This window comes from Segatella copri (assembly GCF_949820605.1).
In the GTDB taxonomy this organism is placed as follows: Bacteria; Bacteroidota; Bacteroidia; order Bacteroidales; family Bacteroidaceae; genus Prevotella.
On sequence record NZ_CATKVU010000007.1, the window covers coordinates 72,995 to 92,091 of the forward strand.

The 19,097-nt window shown below is 49.0% G+C and carries 14 protein-coding genes; 12 read left to right on the forward strand and 2 right to left on the reverse strand.

What is annotated here, in order from left to right; genetic code table 11:
- Position 1: 1 nt before the first annotated feature.
- From RCO84_RS15070 to RCO84_RS15125, 12 genes are all read left to right on the forward strand, one after another.
- Positions 2-2,824, forward strand: coding sequence for a M6 family metalloprotease domain-containing protein (locus RCO84_RS15070; protein ID WP_317585565.1), 2,823 nt, complete (start codon positions 2-4; stop codon positions 2,822-2,824).
- Between the two features lie 525 nt (positions 2,825-3,349).
- Positions 3,350-3,811 carry a 50S ribosomal protein L13 gene (gene rplM, locus RCO84_RS15075; RefSeq protein ID WP_006848007.1) on the forward strand — a complete coding sequence of 154 codons (462 nt, stop codon included), beginning with the start codon at positions 3,350-3,352 and terminating at the stop codon, positions 3,809-3,811.
- Positions 3,812-3,821: 10 nt separating this feature from the next.
- Positions 3,822-4,208, forward strand: a complete 387-nt coding sequence (gene rpsI / locus RCO84_RS15080) for a 30S ribosomal protein S9 (RefSeq protein WP_006848006.1) — start codon at positions 3,822-3,824, stop codon at positions 4,206-4,208.
- A gap of 156 nt (positions 4,209-4,364) precedes the next feature.
- Positions 4,365-5,135 (forward strand): 30S ribosomal protein S2, encoded by a 771-nt coding sequence (rpsB, locus tag RCO84_RS15085; protein WP_144154088.1) that lies wholly within the window; start codon positions 4,365-4,367, stop codon positions 5,133-5,135.
- Between the two features lie 108 nt (positions 5,136-5,243).
- Entirely contained in the window at positions 5,244-6,239 is a 996-nt protein-coding gene (gene tsf / locus RCO84_RS15090) for a translation elongation factor Ts (protein ID WP_264910388.1), read from the forward strand.
- 120 nt (positions 6,240-6,359) lie between these two features.
- The gene (locus RCO84_RS15095; protein WP_022120436.1) at positions 6,360-6,977 is read left to right on the forward strand and encodes a fumarylacetoacetate hydrolase family protein; all 618 of its coding nucleotides are present in this window, start codon (positions 6,360-6,362) and stop codon (positions 6,975-6,977) included.
- Positions 6,978-7,002: 25 nt separating this feature from the next.
- Positions 7,003-10,641 carry a type IX secretion system sortase PorU gene (gene porU / locus RCO84_RS15100; protein WP_317585567.1) on the forward strand — a complete coding sequence of 1,213 codons (3,639 nt, stop codon included), beginning with the start codon at positions 7,003-7,005 and terminating at the stop codon, positions 10,639-10,641.
- Between the two features lie 19 nt (positions 10,642-10,660).
- Positions 10,661-11,839: a type IX secretion system outer membrane channel protein PorV gene (porV, locus tag RCO84_RS15105; RefSeq protein ID WP_287861181.1), complete on the forward strand. Its 1,179-nt coding sequence runs from the start codon at positions 10,661-10,663 to the stop codon at positions 11,837-11,839.
- 209 nt (positions 11,840-12,048) lie between these two features.
- Positions 12,049-12,528 (forward strand): 2-C-methyl-D-erythritol 2,4-cyclodiphosphate synthase, encoded by a 480-nt coding sequence (gene ispF, locus RCO84_RS15110; protein WP_118151411.1) that lies wholly within the window; start codon positions 12,049-12,051, stop codon positions 12,526-12,528.
- 501 nt (positions 12,529-13,029) lie between these two features.
- Positions 13,030-14,298 carry a glycosyltransferase family 4 protein gene (locus tag RCO84_RS15115; protein ID WP_317573091.1) on the forward strand — a complete coding sequence of 423 codons (1,269 nt, stop codon included), beginning with the start codon at positions 13,030-13,032 and terminating at the stop codon, positions 14,296-14,298.
- Positions 14,295-15,071, forward strand: coding sequence for a glycosyltransferase family 2 protein (locus RCO84_RS15120; protein ID WP_317585568.1), 777 nt, complete (start codon positions 14,295-14,297; stop codon positions 15,069-15,071). The genes RCO84_RS15115 and RCO84_RS15120 overlap by 4 nt, the downstream gene beginning before the upstream one ends.
- A 906-nt stretch (positions 15,072-15,977) precedes the next feature.
- Positions 15,978-16,367, forward strand: a complete 390-nt coding sequence (locus tag RCO84_RS15125; RefSeq protein WP_317585570.1) for a hypothetical protein — start codon at positions 15,978-15,980, stop codon at positions 16,365-16,367.
- Here the strand turns inward: RCO84_RS15125 and RCO84_RS15130 are convergent.
- Complete coding sequence (locus RCO84_RS15130) at positions 16,357-18,642, reverse strand: ATP-binding protein (protein WP_317585571.1); 2,286 nt, start codon at positions 18,640-18,642, stop codon at positions 16,357-16,359. The genes RCO84_RS15125 and RCO84_RS15130 overlap by 11 nt on opposite strands.
- A gap of 162 nt (positions 18,643-18,804) precedes the next feature.
- Positions 18,805-19,014: a hypothetical protein gene (locus tag RCO84_RS15135; RefSeq protein WP_117691865.1), complete on the reverse strand. Its 210-nt coding sequence runs from the start codon at positions 19,012-19,014 to the stop codon at positions 18,805-18,807.
- Between the last annotated feature and the right edge of the window lie 83 nt (positions 19,015-19,097).

The following is a 19,097-nucleotide window of genomic DNA, read 5'->3' on the forward strand; positions in this document are numbered from 1 at the left end:
TATGAAAAAATTAATCATATTCAGTTTATTGGTGGTCTGCTTTGTGCAGGCCACCTTTGCTATTCCTGCTTATCCGAAACCTTTGAAGGTGAAGCAGGCTGATGGCTCCTGGATCACCATCCAGATGCATGGTGATGAGCATGGCCATTATGTGATGACTTCCGATGGTATTCCGCTCGTGTTCAATGCCCAGCTGCGAAACTACGAGTATGCCGACTGGAAGAATGGTGAGGTGCAGGCTAGCGGCATCAAGGCTACAGAGGCTTCTGACAGAAGTGCTCAGGTCAAGAAGTTCATCGAAAGCCAGGACAAGTCTGCCATCTTGGAATCTTTCAAGCGTGCCCGTCTGCAGCAGCTGCAGCAAGTCTTCTCGGCTCGCAGAAATGCTTCTCTAAAAAACGGCATCAATTCTGCGTCCCCGCTCTCAGCGGTTTCATCGCTGGTCTCCCGTTCCAGCAGCAATCCGCAGGAAGAAAAATTAAATAATTTCCCTACCACAGGCGAAGTTCATTCATTGGTCATCTTGGTGCAGTTTGCTGATACGAAGTTCTCTACCGTGGGTAGCGATGCGCATCAGTTCTTCAACAGTATGCTCAATGAACCGGGTTTTACTTATAGCAATGGTGCCAACGGAAGTGCGAGAGATTTCTATGTGAACAGCTCCAATGGCAAATTCCAACCTCAGTTTGATGTCATCGGCCCTGTAACATTGCCAAAGAAGTATTCTTATTATGGAGCCAACAAGGGTTCTTCTACGGATAATCCGGTAGCCCTGGAGGAGTTCGTGAGAGAGGCTTGTACTCTTGCCGACCCATTGGTGGATTTCTCGCAGTATGATCACAACCAGGATGGCTTCATCGACAATATCTATTTCTTCTATGCCGGAAAGGGTGAGGCTGATTCGGGTGATGGCAATGCCATCTGGCCACATTCTGCCTATTATGCTGATATCGCCAAGGAAGCTGGGGGTACCCAGAAGTCGCTGAAGTTGGATGGCATCGAGGTGGGAAACTATACCTGCAGTAACGAAATCAATGGTACCATCATCACACCTCAGCCTGCGGGCATCGGTACCTTCGTGCATGAATTCGGTCATGTGCTCGGCCTTGCCGATCATTATGATATATATTATGGTATGGCAACCTTTACCCCTGGTTCCTTCGATACCATGGATAGGGCTTCCTACAACAACAACGGCAATACGCCTGCGGCATTCTCTGCCTACGAGCGTGCCTGCCTGGGATGGCTCGACCTGACCGTGTTGAAGAATGGGGTAGATACCCTCAATGTCCTGCCTGACCTGAACGACAGCAACAAGGCATACATGGTGCCTGTGGGAGGAACCAATGATCAGGAATACTTCATCATGGAGAACCGCCAGCAGAAGGGCTGGGATGCGTTCATTCCGGGCCATGGCATGTTGCTCTGGCATATCGATTATGATGCCAAGGCTTGGGAGAAAAATGAGTTGAACATCACTGGCACTCATCAGCGTGTAGATATCGTTGAGGCTGATAACAAGCTTACCGATAATACCCGTTCGGGAGATCCGTTCCCTGGAACATCGAATGTGTCTCAGTGTAATCTGACTTCCTGGGCTGGTGGCAAGGTGATGTCTCTGGATGATATCGAGGAGAAGGATGGCATCATCAATCTCATGCTCGGCGGACTTAATCTGAAACTGAATACTCCTGACGTGAAGGTTACTGAGATCCAGGATAGCAGTATTGTGGTAGGATGGACAGATGTGCCGGTTGCCAAGCGATATGTTCTGAACATCAGCTCAGTGGTGAATGGAAAAAAAGAACCTCTGCCGCTCTATAATAATAAGGTATATACAGCAGCACAGCCTTCTCTTCATGTTGAGCGCTTGAGTCCTGAAACTACCTATGAGATTACCTTGCAGGCAAACCGTGGCTCTTATTCTTCTGATGTCTACACCCAGCAGTTCACTACTGCCGCTATTCCTTTCAGCAAGTATTATGTGACTGATGTAAAGGCTACCGCAGTCGGTAAAACAGGCTTCACGGCTTCATGGAAAGGTATGGAAGCAGCAGATGATTACGTGGTGACCTTGCATCAATTGGTTTATGCTTCAGAGGCAACCCAGAAGGGCTATGACTTCGGCAATGAACTGGAGGGCATGCCATCACTTTGGGAAACCAATGGAAACCTGAGCATGACTTCGTATGGCGAGGAAGTGCCTTGTCTCCGTCTGAACAAGATGGATTCCTATCTGAAGATGGCATCTGCCAAGGAACGTATCTCTTCTGTCAAGTTCTTCGCCAAGTCATCTTCTTCAACCAAGGCAACCTTGGCAGTAGAGGCTTATCAGAATGGAGAATGGAAGCAGATTGCTACTTTGCAGGGAGGTGCAGACATGGCTTCGGGAGATACCTATAGCTATGATTTGCCGGAGTTGGCTGATTCAGTAAGACTGAATGTCATCCAGCGTACTTCCGGTGCTTTCTATATCGATGATGTGCTTTTGGGATGCAATGCATTGATTCACGAACCGGTGGCAGCCTACCAGAAGGTTTCTACCAATGGCAAGACAGAATTTGCATTCTCAGGTCTGGACACAGATGCTACCTATGCGCTGGTAGTAAATGCCAGCAAGAAGGGTGAACTTTCTTACGGTTCCAAGGAACTCATCGTGACACCGGCAAGTTCTACGGGTATCAGTTCTGTCACAGCCACCCCGTCACGTAATGGACAGAAGAGATACTACGATCTCAATGGCCGCAGGGTTTCTGCCACGGATATGCGTCATGGCATTTATATCGTGAAGCAGGGAAACAGCGTATATAAAATCGTTAGATAGTAAATATTAGTATTATTTTTTTTAAAGTGTAAGTATTAAGAAACAAATTACTTTTTGCGGCTATCACTGTCAGCGAGGCTGTTAAGGTTGGCAAGGTTTACTCTATCGACGTCAAGCGCGTAAGCAAGTCTGCCAAGGGTCTTGTTATCATCAATGGCAAGAAGGTGATTTTAAAGTAAGTTATATATCTTCTCTCGAGCCCACGAAGTAGGGCTTTAAATAGACTTCATTTCGGCTCCCTCGGTCTTTGTGCTGAGGGAGCTTTTTTTGCTTATCCTGAGCAGAAAAGCGCAAACTAAGTTAAATATTCATAAAAGTTTGGGGTTAAGACTCGTAACCTACACATAATCAAATAAAAATGTGTAATTTTGCAGTCCGATTATTTCGGGGATACACTTAGAGTCCCCAAGATATGGTGTGTTAATAGCATGCCCTGTGGCCGGGGTATGTGGTTAGTGAATCACCTGTCTGAATAGTGAGTAAAAAAGATTAAAACGTTTTTTAGTAGTAAATTTAAATTTTAAAATGGACACATTAAGTTACAAGACTATTTCCGTAAACAAGGAAACAGCTAAGAAAGAGTGGGTCGTAATCGACGCTACCGACCAGGTTGTAGGTCGCCTCTGCTCTAAGGTTGCTAAATTGCTCCGCGGAAAGTACAAGCCAACTTTCACTCCACACGTAGATTGTGGTGACAACGTAATCATTATCAATGCCGCTAAGGTAGTTTTCACTGGTAAGAAGGAAACAGATAAGGTTTACACTCGTTACACTGGTTATCCAGGTGGTCAGCGCTTCAACACTCCAGCAGAGTTGCGCAAGCGTCCTGATGGAATGGACAAGATCCTCCGTCACGCTATCAAGGGTATGTTGCCAAAGGGCCCTCTCGGTCGTTCTTTGATGGACAACCTCTTCATTTACGATGGCACAGAGCACAAGCACGAGGCACAGCAGCCAAAGGCTATTGATATTAACCAGTATAAATAATTAAGGTAGAATGGAAGTAATTAATGCAATTGGTCGCCGTAAGAGCGCTGTAGCTCGTGTATACCTCACAGAGGGTACCGGTAAGATCACAATCAACAAGAAAGATATTGAGACATATTTCCCATCAGCAATCCTTCGCTATGTAGTAAAGCAGCCATTGCAGTTGCTCGAAGCTGAGGGTAAGTATGATATTAAGGCAAACCTCGACGGTGGTGGTTTCACCGGTCAGAGCCAGGCTCTCCGCCTCGCTATCGCTCGCGCACTCGTTAAGATCGACGCTAACGATAAGAAGGCTTTGAAGGATGCAGGCTTCATGACACGTGACTCACGTGCTGTTGAGCGTAAGAAGCCAGGTCAGCCAAAGGCTCGTCGTCGCTTCCAGTTCAGCAAGCGTTAATCTTATACATATTTTATTATATATACAGATTATATATAGCTGAGCTAAAAAGTTTAGTATCTAAATCGGTGAGATTCCATTAATCGGGGACTACTCATCGACTGATCTAACATTAGATTCAAAAAGAAAGTAAACACAATTAAAAAAGAAAAAACAATGTCAAGAACAAATTTTGACCAGTTACTTCAGGCAGGTTGCCACTTCGGACACCTCCGTCGCAAGTGGAATCCAGCAATGGCTCCTTACATCTTCATGGAGCGTAACGGTATTCATATTATCGACCTCAACAAGACTGTCGCTAAGATTGACGAGGCTGCTGAGGCTCTCAAGACAATTGCCAAGACAGGTAGAAAGATCCTGTTTGTCGCTACTAAAAAACAAGCTAAGGACGTAGTTGCTGAGAAGGCAGCTTCTATCAATATGCCATACGTAAACGAGCGTTGGGCTGGTGGTATGCTCACCAACTTCCCTACAATCCGTAAGGCAGTTAAGAAAATGACAAACATCGATCGTCTGTTGAACGATGGTACATTCTCTAACCTCTCTAAGCGCGAGTTGCTTCAGGTAAGCCGCCAGCGTGCTAAGTTGGAGAAGAACCTCGGTTCTATCGCAGATATGGCCCGTCTCCCAGTAGCCCTCTTCGTTGTTGACGTAATGAAGGAGCACATCGCTGTTAAGGAGGCTAACCGTCTTGGTATTCCAGTGTTCGGTATCGTAGATACCAACTCTGATCCTAGGAATGTTGATTACGTTATCCCAGCTAACGACGATGCTAAGGATTCTGTAGATGCTATCCTTACTGCTGTTTGCGGTGCTATCGCTGAGGCTCTCGAGGAGCGCAAGGCTGAGAAGGCTGACGACAAGGCTGCTGCTGAGCAGAAGGACCAGCCTAAGAAGAAGGCTGCCCGCAAGGACGAGGCTGAGTAATTAGGCAAAGAAATATATACTGAAGCCATTGATTCTGTTTATGATTCGATGGCTTTAGTAGCTTTTAAGCAAAGATTATTATTAACTTTTTAATATAAAAATATTATTATGGCTGTTTCAATTGAAGATATCAAGAAACTTCGCGCTATGACTGGTGCTGGTCTTGCTGACGTTAAGAAGGCACTCACAGAGGCTGAAGGTGATTTCGATAAGGCAAAGGAGTTGCTCCGTGAGCGTGGTCTCGCTATCGCTGCTAAGCGTTCTGACCGTGAGACTTCTAACGGTTGCGTTCTCGTTAAGAAGGTTAACGATTTCGCTGCTATCATCGCTCTCAAGTGCGAGACTGACTTCGTAGCTAATGGTGCTGACTTCATCAAGTTGACATCTGATATCCTCGACGCTGCTATCGCTGCCAAGGCTCACACTCTCGACGAGGTGAAGACTTTGAAGGTTGGCGATGCTGATGTTCAGGCTGCTGTTACACAGCGCTCTGGTATCACTGGCGAGAAGATGGAGCTCGACGGCTACTGTGTTCTCGAGGGTGACAACATTGAGGTTTACGACCACATGAACAAGCACACATTGTGTACTATGGTTCAGCTCAACGAGAACAACGAGGAGGCTGGTCACAAGGTAGCTATGCAGGTTGCTGCTATGCGCCCTGTAGCTCTCGACGAGTCTTCAGTTTCTGAGGAGACTAAGAAGACTGAGCTCGAGGTTGCTGTTGCCAAGACTAAGGAAGAGCTCGTAGAGAAGGCTGTTAACGCTGCTTTGAAGAAGGCTGGCATCAACCCAGCTCACGTTGACTCTGAGGAGCACATCGAGAGCAACACCAAGAAGGGTTGGTTGACACCTGAGCAGGCTGAAGAGGCTCGCAACATCAAGAAGACTGTTGGTGAGGAGAAGGCTGCTACTTTGAACCCTACTATGATCCAGAACATTGCTAATGGTCGTCTGGCTAAGTTCTTCAAGGAGAACTGTCTCGTTGACCAGGAGTTCCAGTTCGGTGACGGTGACAAGCAGACTGTTGCTCAGTACCTCGCTTCTCAGAGCAAGGATCTCAAGATCGTTGCTTACCAGCGCTTTACTCTTGCTGCTGAGTAATCATTACTCAAAAGCAAGCGTTAATTTGACTTATAGTTAAATTAGAATACCGGGAGTTATGAAGTTAAGCCTCGCTTTGCTTCTAACTCCCATTTCTTTTTTATATAAAAATTTGATGTTATGAAGATATTTGCCATCGGTATGAACTATACCGAACACAATAAATCGCTGCATGGTACGTTATCTAAACCAGAGCGTCCTGTCATCTTTACCAAGGCAGATTCTGCTTTGCTCAATAACGGCAAGCCTTTCTTCATCCCTGATCATCTGGGAAGAATAGAGTATGAAACCGAAGTAGTGGTCAGAATATCCAAGTTGGGAAAGACCATTCCGCAGCGTTTCGCCCACCGCTATTACGATGCAGTAACCGTAGGTATCGACTTTACGGCACGCGAGATGCAGAAGAAACTGCGCGAGGCTGGCCAGCCTTGGGAACTCGCCAAGGGATTCGACGGTTCTGCGGTTATCGGCGAATGGGTCGACATCCAGAAGTTCCGTGATATCCAGGCACTGCACTTCCGCCTCGACCTCAATGACAAGACCGTACAGGAAGGCTGCACGAGTGATATGCTCTACAAGGTAGATGAAATCATCTCCTACATCAGCCAGTACTTCACGCTCAAGACGGGCGACCTGCTCTATACCGGATGTCCTACAGGCTGCGGTCCTGTCAACATCGACGACCATCTCGTAGGCTATCTCGAAGACAGGAAGGTGCTCGATTTTCACTGTAAATAAACAATATTGCAAGTAATATATCGATATGAACACAACGAAGGTTTGGAAATACATGCTGCTGGCATGCCTGCTCATGCTGGTGGTTCCTGCTCAGGCACAGCGATTCTTCAATCTGACCTCTTCTGAAGTCAGAGTAGATTCTGTGTTGCCCCGTTTCGTGTATTCCATTCCTTTGACCGGTGCATATCGTGATTCTGTATATACCGTCAGCCTGAAATATGGCGAGTATATCGATATGACTGCCTCCGACATCGCTAATTACAACCGCCTTTCGGGTGCAGTTCCTCCTGAGCAGGTATTTCCCCAGCAGCGGGTTACCGAATGCCGTAAGCAGGGCGTACTCCAGATAGATTTCAGTCCTGTCGTGTTCCGCAATAACCGCCATCAGCTGCTGGTCAGCTTCATGCTTCAGGTAGATGCCCGTCCTCTGAATCGCTCCGAGCGTTCCAGTCGAGGTTCTCTGTTGGCTAAGGGTAAAGTATCAGCCTTCACTTCTTCTGATGCTTTGCGCTCAGCTACCTCTCTTTATGCCTCCCATTCCGTCCTAGCCTCAGGCAGATGGGCGAAGATCAGAGTCAGCGAAACCGGTTTCCATCAGCTTACCGAACAGGTAGTGCGCCAGGCAGGCTTCTCCGATATCAGCAAGGTGAAGATTTACGGCTATGGCGGCAATCTGCAGAACGAAGCCCTTCTGGCGAGCGAACTGCAGGCTACCGACGATTTGCAGGAAGTTCCCCAGTGCATCGTTGGCGGCAAGCATTATTTCTATGCCCAGGGACCGGTTTCCTGGAAGTCTGAAACCGCCCTCCAGCGCATCCGTAATCCTTATTCCGATTACGGCTACTATTTTATTACCCAGACCGATGGAGAGCCACTGGTGCAGGATTCAGCCACCTTTGTCTCTTCCCATTATCCGCAGCCTTACGATTACCATTCCCTCTACGAGTCAGATGGTTACAGCTACTATCATGGCGGCAGAAACCTCTTCGATGCAGAAGAACTGAAGGTGGGTGATGAAAAGAAAGTCGTAATCACGAATACCACCGGTTCTGCGGCAGGCAAACTCTCCGTAGCCCTGACTACCACCACAAACAGCGTGGCTCAGATACTGAAGAATGGCAAGGCTTTGGGCGAAATCACCCTTTCTCTCAAGGATGACAATCCGTTGGAGGATATATCTTACCTCAAGGCTACAGAGAAGGTTGCCACTTATCCCATTTCCGATTTCCAGGATAAGGATACCATCTCCATCAAGGTCTTGTCAGGTGCTTCCATCCGCCTCGATTATATCTCCGTAACGTGGGCAGAGCCTGGAAGCTGTGCCTTTACCGCTGCGAACCTGGCCTCCGGTGGAAAGATTCCGGCTGCCCAGTATGTCTACGGCATCACCAACCAGGATCATCATGCCGATGGAGCAGCCGATATGGTCATCATCATCCCGACCTCACAGAAACTGCTGAAACAGGCTCAGCGACTGAAAGAATTTCATGAACAGCACGACGGACTGCGCGTTACCATCGTTCCTGCCGATGAACTCTATAACGAATTTTCTAGCGGTACCCCCGATGCCAACGCCTACCGCCGCTACCTGCGCATGCTTTCCGATAAAGCGCAGAGCGAGGCTGACATGCCGAAATATCTCCTGCTCTTCGGCGACTGCGTATGGGATAACCGCATGCTTACCTCCGGTTGCAGAATCCTGAATCCAGACGATTATCTGCTGTGCTTTGAGAGTGAAAACTCCTTCAGCGCCGTATCCTGCTTCGTCAGCGACAGTTGGTTCGGCATGCTTGGTGAGGGAGCCGGACTGTATCCTAACCGTGAGCTGCAGGATGTAGCCGTAGGCCGCTTCCCGGTAACCTATGCAGAAGAAGCCCAGGTGCTGGTAGACAAGACCATCAGTTATGCTCAGAATGCCAATGCAGGCGCCTGGCAGAACACCCTGATGTTTATGGGCGATGACGGAAACGGAAACCTCCACATGCAGGATGCCGATGAGGTGGCAAATGATGTGCTCACCACCTATCCCGCCTATCTCGTCAAGAAGGTGATGTGGGATGCCTATACCCGCGAAACCTCCTCTACGGGCAATACCTATCCCGAGGCAACGAGAATCATCAAGCAGCAGCAGGCTGCAGGAGCCCTCATCATGGATTATGCCGGACATGGCGATCCTACCCAGATGTCGCACGAATCGGTTCTGAAACTTACCGATTTTGCCGATTTCCGCAATACCAACCTGCCGCTCTGGGTAACTGCCTCCTGCGATATCATGCCGTTCGACGGACTCGAAGCCAACATCGGCGAATATGCGCTGCTCAACGAAAAAGGCGGCGCAGTAGCCTTCTATGGCACCACCCGTACCGTTTACGCCCAGTATAACAAGCATATCAACCGTGCCTTCATCCACAGAGTGCTCAGTCTGGTAGACGGCAAGCCTGTCACGATAGGCGAGGCGCACCGACTGGCTCAGAACGACCTGGTAAGCGGCAACGGTCCAACTTCCGGTTCCGATATCACCGAAAACCATCTCCATTATTCCCTCTTGGGCGACCCGGCTCTTGCACTCAATCTGCCTATGCATCAGATTGTGGTAGATTCCATCAATGGCATTCCTGTTGCCGAGTCTGAAACCCTGCCGATGCTGAAGGCAGGCTCTATCGCCCGCATGGCTGGTCATATCGAGGGAGCAGACGACTTCCGGGGCGTCATCACCGCTACCGTAAGAGATTCCAAGGAGACGGTTACCTGTCGCCTGAACGATACCGGCAAGGATGGCGCTGAGAAGGCATTCGAATACAAAGACAGAACCAAGACCCTGTATCAGGGCACCGATAGCGTAAGAGGCGGCAAGTTTGCCTTCTCCTTTGCCGTTCCGCTGGATATCAATTATTCCAACCAGAGCGGTCTGGTCAACCTCTATGCGGTGAATACCTCCAAGACCCTCTCTGCCCACGGCTCCAGCGAGCAGTTTACGGTAGGCGAGAGCGAGGAGCAGAAGAACGATTCCATCGGTCCTTCCATCTACTGCTATCTCAATTCGCCTTCCTTCGTAGATGGCGGCAAAGTCAACGCCACTCCGTTCTTTGTGGCAAAGATAACCGATAAGGACGGAATCAATGCTGCCGGAAGCGGTATCGGCCACGACCTGCAGCTGGTGATAGATGGCGATATGTCGAAGACCTATGTGCTGAACAGCAATTTCACCTACGATTTCGGAACCTATATCAGCGGTTCTACCTATTACAGCATACCGCAACTGGAACCGGGCAAGCACGAACTCACCTTCCGAGCCTGGGATATCCAGAACAACAGTTCTATGGTGAAGCTCCGTTTCAATGTGGTGAAGGCACTGAGTCCGGCGCTCTTCGATGTGGGTGTAACCGCCAATCCGGCTAAAACCTCCACTACCTTCATCATCAGTCACGACCGCACAGAGAGCGATATGGACGTGGTGGTAGAAGTGTTCGATTCATCGGGCAGACAGCACTGGCGCCATTCCGAAAGCGGTGTACCTACCTCGGGCAGCTATACCGTAAGCTGGGACCTCACCTCCGATAGCGGCACCCCTCTGGGCACCGGCGTATATCTCTATCGCGTCAAGGTGGCGAGCGATGGCAGCAGCTACACCTCTAAAGTCAAGAAACTCATCATTATTAAATAAAAATATATTTACAATGGCAATGAAAAGAATCTATAAGATATTCATCTTGGGATGTCTCGCTCTGATGGCATCAGAAGTGAAGGCGCAGGATAAGAAAGACCTCTTCAATCCTGTGAACTATGCAGTCATTTCGCAAACCATAGCTCCTGATGCCCGTGGTGGCGGTTTGGGAGATGTCGGTGCGGCTACCGACCCTGATGTCAACTCCCAGTACTGGAACCCGGCAAAATATCCTTTCACCATTTCGCGTGCCGGTGTGTCGCTCAGCTTCACCCCTTGGCTGCGCTCGCTGGTCAATGATATGAATCTTGCCTATCTGTCTGGCTATTACCGCATTGGTGATTACAGTTCCGTATCTGCATCGCTCCGCTATTTCAATATGGGCGAAGTGTTTACCAGCAAAGAGGGTGCCGAGAGTGGCACGGGTATGACCATCAATCCTTACGAGATGTCGGTCGATGTGGCTTATTCTCTGATGCTCAGCGAGAAGTTCTCTCTTGCTGCCGCCATCCGCTGGATCTATTCCGATATGCGCTTCGATTATACCGAAGATAATTCGCCAGCCTCCGCTTTCGCAGCCGATATTGCTGCCTATTACCAGAACTATGTGGTCATCGGCCAGCGCGAATGCCAGTTGGGTTTGGGTTTGAATATTTCTAACATAGGTAGTAAGATTACCTTCAGTGGCAAGGAGTATGGCGAGTTCCTGCCAGCCAACATGCGTCTGGGTGCCTCGCTGATGATTCCTATCGACGAATACAACCGCGTTACCCTGGCAGCCGATGTCAACAAGTATCTGGTGCCTACCGTTCCGAAGCAGGAAGAGGGTGAGGACAATTCAGAATATGAAGACCGTGTGCATCGTGAGTATGATGATATTTCGGGCATCAGCGGTATCTTCAAGAGTTTCAGCGATGCCCCTGGCGGTTTCAAGGAAGAGCTGGAGGAAATCAACTACGGTCTGGGTGCCGAGTATGTATATAATGATAAGTTTGCGCTGCGTGCCGGTTATCATCACGAGAGTCAGAGCAAGGGTAACCGCAAGTACTTCACCGTGGGTGCCGGTTTCAAGATGAATGTCTTTTCGCTCGATGCTGCCTATGTGGTGGCTACCGCCAAGAGCAACCCGCTCGACCAGACCCTCCGCTTCACCCTGTCGTTTGATATGGATGGACTGAAGGACCTGTTTAAGAGGTAATGTTGAGTGTTGAATGAATAGTGTTGAATGTTGAGTGTTGAATGTTGAATGAATAGTGTTGAATGTTGAGTGTTGAATGTTGAATGTTGAATGAATAGTGTTGAATGTTGAATTTTTGCCTAACGGACTCAAGGGCGCTAGCCTAATTCAACATTCAACATTCAACATTCAACACTAAAAAATCAACACTATAATATAAATTTAAAGTGATGAATATACGTGTAGGATTTGGATATGATGTCCACAAGCTGGTGGCTGACCGCGACTTGTGGCTGGGAGGAATCAAGATAGATTATGAATTGGGATTGCTGGGCCACAGCGATGCCGATGTGCTGATACATGCCATTTGCGATGCCCTGCTGGGCGCTGCTAACATGCGTGATATCGGATATCATTTCCCCGATACGGCAGCAGAGACTCTGAATGTGGATTCTAAGATTCTGCTCCGCAAAACGATGGAACTGATAGCTACCAAGGGTTATACACTGGGCAATATCGATGCCACAGTCTGTGCCGAACGCCCTAAACTCAACCCGCATGTGCCAGCCATGAAAGCATGTCTGGCAGAGGTGATGGGGGTAGATGAAGACCAGATATCCATCAAGGCAACAACCACCGAGAAACTCGGATTCACAGGCAGAATGGAGGGAATCTCCGCCTATGCCACCGTTCTTATCCAGAAAGGATAGAACGCAAGCAAGGCGCCCTGTAAAGGCAAAAGCCTTATAAACTGCAAAGTGTCAGGAAGTTGTTAATTTCCGTTTTTTTTGTTCATTTTTGCTTGATATATATCAAAAAAATGCAAAAACGTCACACTTTCTTGGCTAAATATTTGGTGGATAGCCGAAATAGTAGTAATTTTGCAGCGTCAAAAGGTTAATAGATTGTTTAGGTTAGTAGTAATAGATTTAGGTTTTTAGTTATTAGGTTTTAAGGTAGATTGTTTAACCGATAATTGAGAAAGTCGTGAGACTATTTTGATTAGATTTTTTAAGTTAAACATATTACATGCCACAGCTCGTTGAGAGTTGTGGCATGTTTTTTTATGCCCCATTCTCCCCCTTCCGTTTCCTCTTTTCCGATTTCCTCGAAAAAACATGCCTTTTTATTTTGTTTTGTCTCCGATTTGTGCTATCTTTGCAGTATCAATCAATATACGCAGCTTTTTGCGGTATCAAAAATATACGCAGATGAGAGTACTCATAGTAAATACAAGTGAAAAGACAGGCGGAGCGGCAGTAGCAGCCAACCGCCTGATGGATGCCCTTAACAACAATGGCGTTAAGGCAAAGATGTTGGTACGCGACAAGGAGACAGAAGACATCACCGTGGTCAGTCTGCCCCGTTCGCTCAGGTTGCAGTGGAACTTCCTGTGGGAGCGCTGGTGCGTATTCTGGCATCTCCATTTCTCCCGTCAGCGCCTCTGGGAGGTAGACATGGCAACATCGGGTACCGATATCACCAGGCTCCGCGAGTTTCAGGAGGCAGATGTCATCCATCTCTCCTGGATCAACCAGGGCATGCTCTCACTCAAGGACATCCGCAAGATTATCCGCAGCGGCAAACCGGTGGTATGGACCATGCACGATCTCTGGCCCGCTACCGGCATCTGCCATTATGCACGCGGCTGCAACCGCTATGCCTCCGCCTGCGGCAACTGTCCGCTTCTCCCCAATAAAGGCAGCAAGAACGACCTCTCAGCAAAGATATTCCGCCGCAAGAAGGAACTCTACCATCGCGGCGCCATCTCCTTCGTCACCTGTAGCCGTTGGCTCGAACGGCAGGCTAAGGGCAGCGGTCTCTTCGTAGGGCAGCGCATCACCAACATCCCGAATCCGATAGATACCCACGTGTTCTGTCCTCAGGATCAGGCAGAGGCGCGTCTGCGTGCCGGTCTGCCAGCCGACAAGCATATCATCCTCTTCGTATCCCAGCGCGTAACCGACGAGCGCAAGGGCATGCGCTATTTCATCGAAGCCATCGACCGGCTGGTAGCGCGCTATCCTGAGATGAAGGAGAATACCGCCATCGCCATCCTGGGCGGCCATTCCGAGGAAGTAAACCTCACCCTGCCGTCCTATTCGCTCGGCTATGTCAGCGATGAGAAGCAGATAGTGGCAATCTATAATTCGGCAGATGCCTTTGTGCTGCCATCGCTCGAAGATAACCTCCCTAACACCATCATGGAGTCGATGGCGTGCGGCGTGCCGGGCATCGGGTTCAGGGTAGGAGGAATACCGGAGATGATAGACCATCAGCAGAACGGCTACGTAGCCAACTACCGCGATACCGAAGACCTGGCGAGTGGCATCCACTGGGTGCTCGAAGAGGCCGACAGGGCGGCGCTGAAGCAGGCATGTCTGCAAAAGGTAGCACAGAACTATTCGCAGCATGCCGTAGCATTGAAATATATTGAAATTTATAACGAGGCGATGGCCTACAAAAACTATAAGTTATGATTAAGTTCACCGTCGTAACCTGTACGTACAATGCCGAAAAGGAGTTGCAGCGTACCCTCGACAGCGTGCAGCGCCAGACCTACTGCAGCATCGAGCACATCATCATGGATGGCGGTTCCCGCGACCGCACCCTCCAGCTGGTGAAGGCATATCAGCATCGCAATGCAGTAGGCGAGAGCTCGCACGAAATCGTGGTCATATCAGAGCCCGACAAGGGACTTTATGATGCCATGAACAAGAGCATCGACCGAGCTACGGGCGATTACCTGGTGTTTATGAATGCCGGCGACACCTTTCCTACAGCCGATACGCTGGAGTACGTAGAAGGCTGTGTAGGCGAAGAAGAAGTACTGCCCGGCGTACTTTACGGTGATACCGATATCGTGAACGAGATGGGCCATTTTCTGCGTCATCGCCGTCTAGCCCCATCCAAGAAGCTCACGTGGCGTTCGTTCATCTGGGGCATGCTGGTGTGTCACCAGTCATTCTATGCCCGCACAGACATAGCCCGTGAGATTCATTACGATCTGCACTACCGTTATTCGGCAGATGTAGACTGGTGCATCCGCATCATGCGGGAGTCATCTCGCCGCAAGTTGCCGTTGCGCAACGTCCATGCCGTCCTCACCCATTTTCTGGATGGCGGCATGACCACGCAGAACCACAAAGCCTCCCTGAAGGAGCGTTTCCAGGTGATGCGCACCCATTACGGCCTTCTTCCCACCCTTGCAGTTCATGCCTGGTTCGTGATAAGAGGGGCTGTAAAGAGATAAATAGAAGAAGATTCCGTTTGGCGTTCTGGCTTTTTCTAACGCCTATGGGGAAATGATATTTTTCTTACGTCTAGCTTGTTTTCGAAGTGTGAAAAATGTAGACAAAAAATAGGAGAGTGTGTCGTAAGTCTAGATAATTGCAGCCGAGGACGGGCTGAAGGCCCAAAAGCTCCTAGCCCAGGGCGTATTGGATGTGACTTATGATGCACTCTCAATTTGTTAAACAAGCTTTGAGTTTTACATTGATGAAAAGTCCTCTTCATTAACTGTTCTTTTGTACGCAAGTTCATGCAGAAAAGTACTGATACGGTTCAATCAGCTAACTCAAGTAGTTCAATCAGTTAAGTCAAGTGGCTCAATCAGTGAGTCCAGCCGTCTGTGTAACCCAGTTCAGCCATATCTGCAACCCGATGCAGTCGAATCCTTAACCCGATGCAGTCGAATCCTTAACCCAACGCAGTCGAATCCTTAACCCAACGCAGCCATATCTGTAACCCGACGCAGCCGCTTCAGTTGGTAAATGGAAGTACATCGTTTGTTTACCTCATTTAAGCGCTCAATGACTACCAGGGCAAATTACCTTTTTACTGTTACCATCAGAGCTAATAATAGCTACCATCAGGGAGAATCATGGTTCTTCAGAATATGCCCGAATCACTACCAGGGAGAATCTTAAAAATACAAGATACTGAATATCAGACAGTTATGTGCAGATTTTTCTACCCTACACTATACCAAGTATATTATATATATACATTTACATCTTTTACACTATACGTAATACGGGAGGAAAAAGATTTTTTTTTCAACATTTCAGCTCATTTTGTCTGAAAAAATGTCTAAAACTCTTGTGCGGATGAAAATAAAGTCGTAACTTTGCGCTATAGAATTTTAAAACAGATGGTTATGAAGTACTTAGATCCTAAGGCAGACCTCACGTTCAAGAAGATATTCGGCAATCATCCTGATCGGTTGAGAAACCTCCTGTATGTCCTTCAGTCACTCAGCGAGGACGAGTTGATACACCTGCAACAGTATCTGCCGTCAGTAGAAGAACTGGAATTTTCCGGCTTTACAGATGCCGAACTCCGTGCCTACGACAAATTCTGGGATTCCGTAAGTGTAGAAAGGACCCTTTTGGATGACAGATACCAGAAAGGCAGAGAAGAAGGCATGAACCAGCGTAGCCTTGAGATTGCCAGGAATATGCTGGCAAAGGGGATGGATGCATCGACAGTCTTGGAAATAACAGGACTGTCGATGGAAGAGATACAACAGCTGAGAGCTAGAGGATAGTCTTCAGGTCGGCGATGATGGACTGGGTGTAGGCTCTTATCTGAGATTCTGACAGATCGCTGATATGCTCGGGAGCGAGGGCGGCGATGTGCTGGCGGCTCTCCATCTCTATCATCGTGGCGATAGGGAGGAGCTTGTGGGCTGTCTTGCCGATGGCTTCTATTGATAACTCGCCATCTGTTGCCTGCTGGAGGTTCTGGAGATGGGATGACAACTCCTGCTTGACGGTGCTGAGTATCTCGGCTTCTGCCTCCGGATCGCCTTCTGCAAAGGTCAGAAGGGGTGCAAAGCGGGATTTCTTATTGGTTTTCTCTGCCATATCCTCTGCTGCTGATGCAGTATTCTCTAATCCGAGGATTTCTTTCAGTTTCTCTGTGCTGAACGGCTTGAAGAGGCAATCGTCGAAACCGGCTTCTTTCAACTCTCTGATGATGCTGGCATCGTGGGCAGTCATCGCTACTACCTTCATGTGGCTGTGGTTGATGTGCTGAATCATCCTGATGCCGTTCATCTCGGGCATTTCGATATCCATCATCATCAGCGCAGGATGCTCGTTGTGGAGCACGGTGAGCGCCTCGGCTACATGCAGACAGGCAAAGACTTGCCAACTGTCGCCTACCAGCTTCTTCAGCATCTCCTGAAGCAGACGGAGCTGCAACGGGTCGTCATCGAGCAGCAGTATTTTGTGATTTTCGAAATGGGGCTTGGTTGGGGCGAGCGGCTTCTGCTCTTCTGCCTCTTCTGCTGCAGGAGCGGTACCTAAGGCAAGCGGAATGGTGACGGTGAAGGTGCTGCCCTTGTCCTTGACGGATTCAAGACGCAGGGTGCCCTGAAGCAGATTGACCAGTTCCTGGGTGATGTTCAGTCCGAGACCGGTGCCCTCGATGCCCTGGGCACTCTTCAGACGGGTAAACGCCTGGAACACCTTCTGGCGCTCTTCGGTGGTCATGCCCTTGCCGGTATCCCTTACCGAGAAGGTGAGGAGGTGCTGGGGACTGATGGATGCCTGGATGGTGACGCTGCCCCGGTCGGTATACTTGATGGCATTGCTCACCAGGTTGTTGAGTATCTGGCGGATACGGAAGGCATCGGCACGGTAGTAGGTCTGCGGACTGCTGATGCCATCGAGCTCCAGATGCAGTTCCAATCCCTTTTCCTGGCTCAGGATCTGCATCTCTCCGGCACACTGGCGGAACATGTCGGCAGGCGAGAAATCTACAGGGTTCAGTTTCATCAGTCCGTTTTCCAACTGGTGATAATCGAGCAGGGCGGCAACGAGCCGGGAGAGATGGGTGGCAGAACCCTTGATGCTGTTGAGACAGGAGATGCCCTGCGGGGTGTCGACATAATCCTTCATCAGGTCGATGAAGCCCGAGATGCTGGCAGCCGGAGCCTTGATGTCGTGGGTGATGGTGAGGAGCAGGCGTTCGCGCTGGTTCATGATGCGCTTGATTTCCTCGTTAGCCTCTTCTAGATTCTCGCGGTAGATGCGTTCCTTCTGCGTATCGCGGTAGATGTAATAGACGAGGATGACGGCGGCTGTGATGGCTACGATGGCAAGCAGACCTATCTGCCAGAGCAGATTCTGGCGCGCCTGCATCGCCTGGTTGATAGCCTGCTGCATCGCCTGACGTTCGCGCTGGTGGATATCGTTGAGCTGCTGGGAGGAGCGCAGGGCGAGGCGGGCATTGGTTATCTGCAGGTCTCTCACCTCGCGGTTGATAGCATCGTGGTTATTGCGCGTAGACAGCTTCTCCTTGCGGTCAATCTGTTCCAGAATATTGGCTACGTTTCCGGCTACGTTGACCGGGGTTGAGAGGGTATCGGTGACAGCCTGGTTACTGTCGCGTCTGATGCTGAGCGTTTCGGCATGTTCCTTCTTGAAGGCATCGGCAAGGCGGCGGAAGAAGCCCTTGCGGGTTTTCATCACCTCTACGGTAGTGTTCTTTGCCACATGAGTCTTGGGTGCCTTGGAATGCACGACAACGGAATCTTCGCCACTGTTGAGGCTGTTCATCTTCTCGTGCAGATAGTTGTGGGATGACTTGCCCTGCATGGCGCGGGTAAGCTGCTGCAGATTGGTCTGTTCCTCCTTGAGCAGGCTGGACATGGTGCTGTCGGCTGCCTGTCGCTTTTCGATATAGTCGCGGGTTGCCTGGTTGATAGCGAGCACGGTTGTGGTGTTGCGATATACCAGCCCTATCGCCAGAATCAGTACGATGGCGACGATGATGTAACCCAGGGCTACCTTGAAAGGAACGTTTGTTTGCTGCATCTTCTTATCTTTTAATGTTTTGAGTCTTTTTGCTATTTGCGTGCAAAGTTAATCAAAAATGCGATATAAACCAACGAAAACAGGAGATAAATGCCAAAATCTGGTCATCTATCTCCTGTTTCATTGAAAGCGACGCGTAATTACTATTTTCTGAAGGTGAATTTACTCTGCTACGGTTGAATCCACTGTTGTTGCTGTAGTGTCTGTAGGAGTCTCTGCTGGAGTCTCAGCTGGTGTTGCTGTTGTGTCGGCTGGAGCTACTGTGTCTACTGGTTCTGAACCTGCAACGTTTACCATTCTGTTACCTGCAAATACATTGCTAACTGATACCATTGCTACTGCTGCGATAACTGCAAATACTAACTTTTTCATAATTTTTCTGTTTTTTAATTGTGAATATTATTGTTTATTAATTCTCTTGCTGAAACTCATTTGCGAGTTCGCTAAATAATATC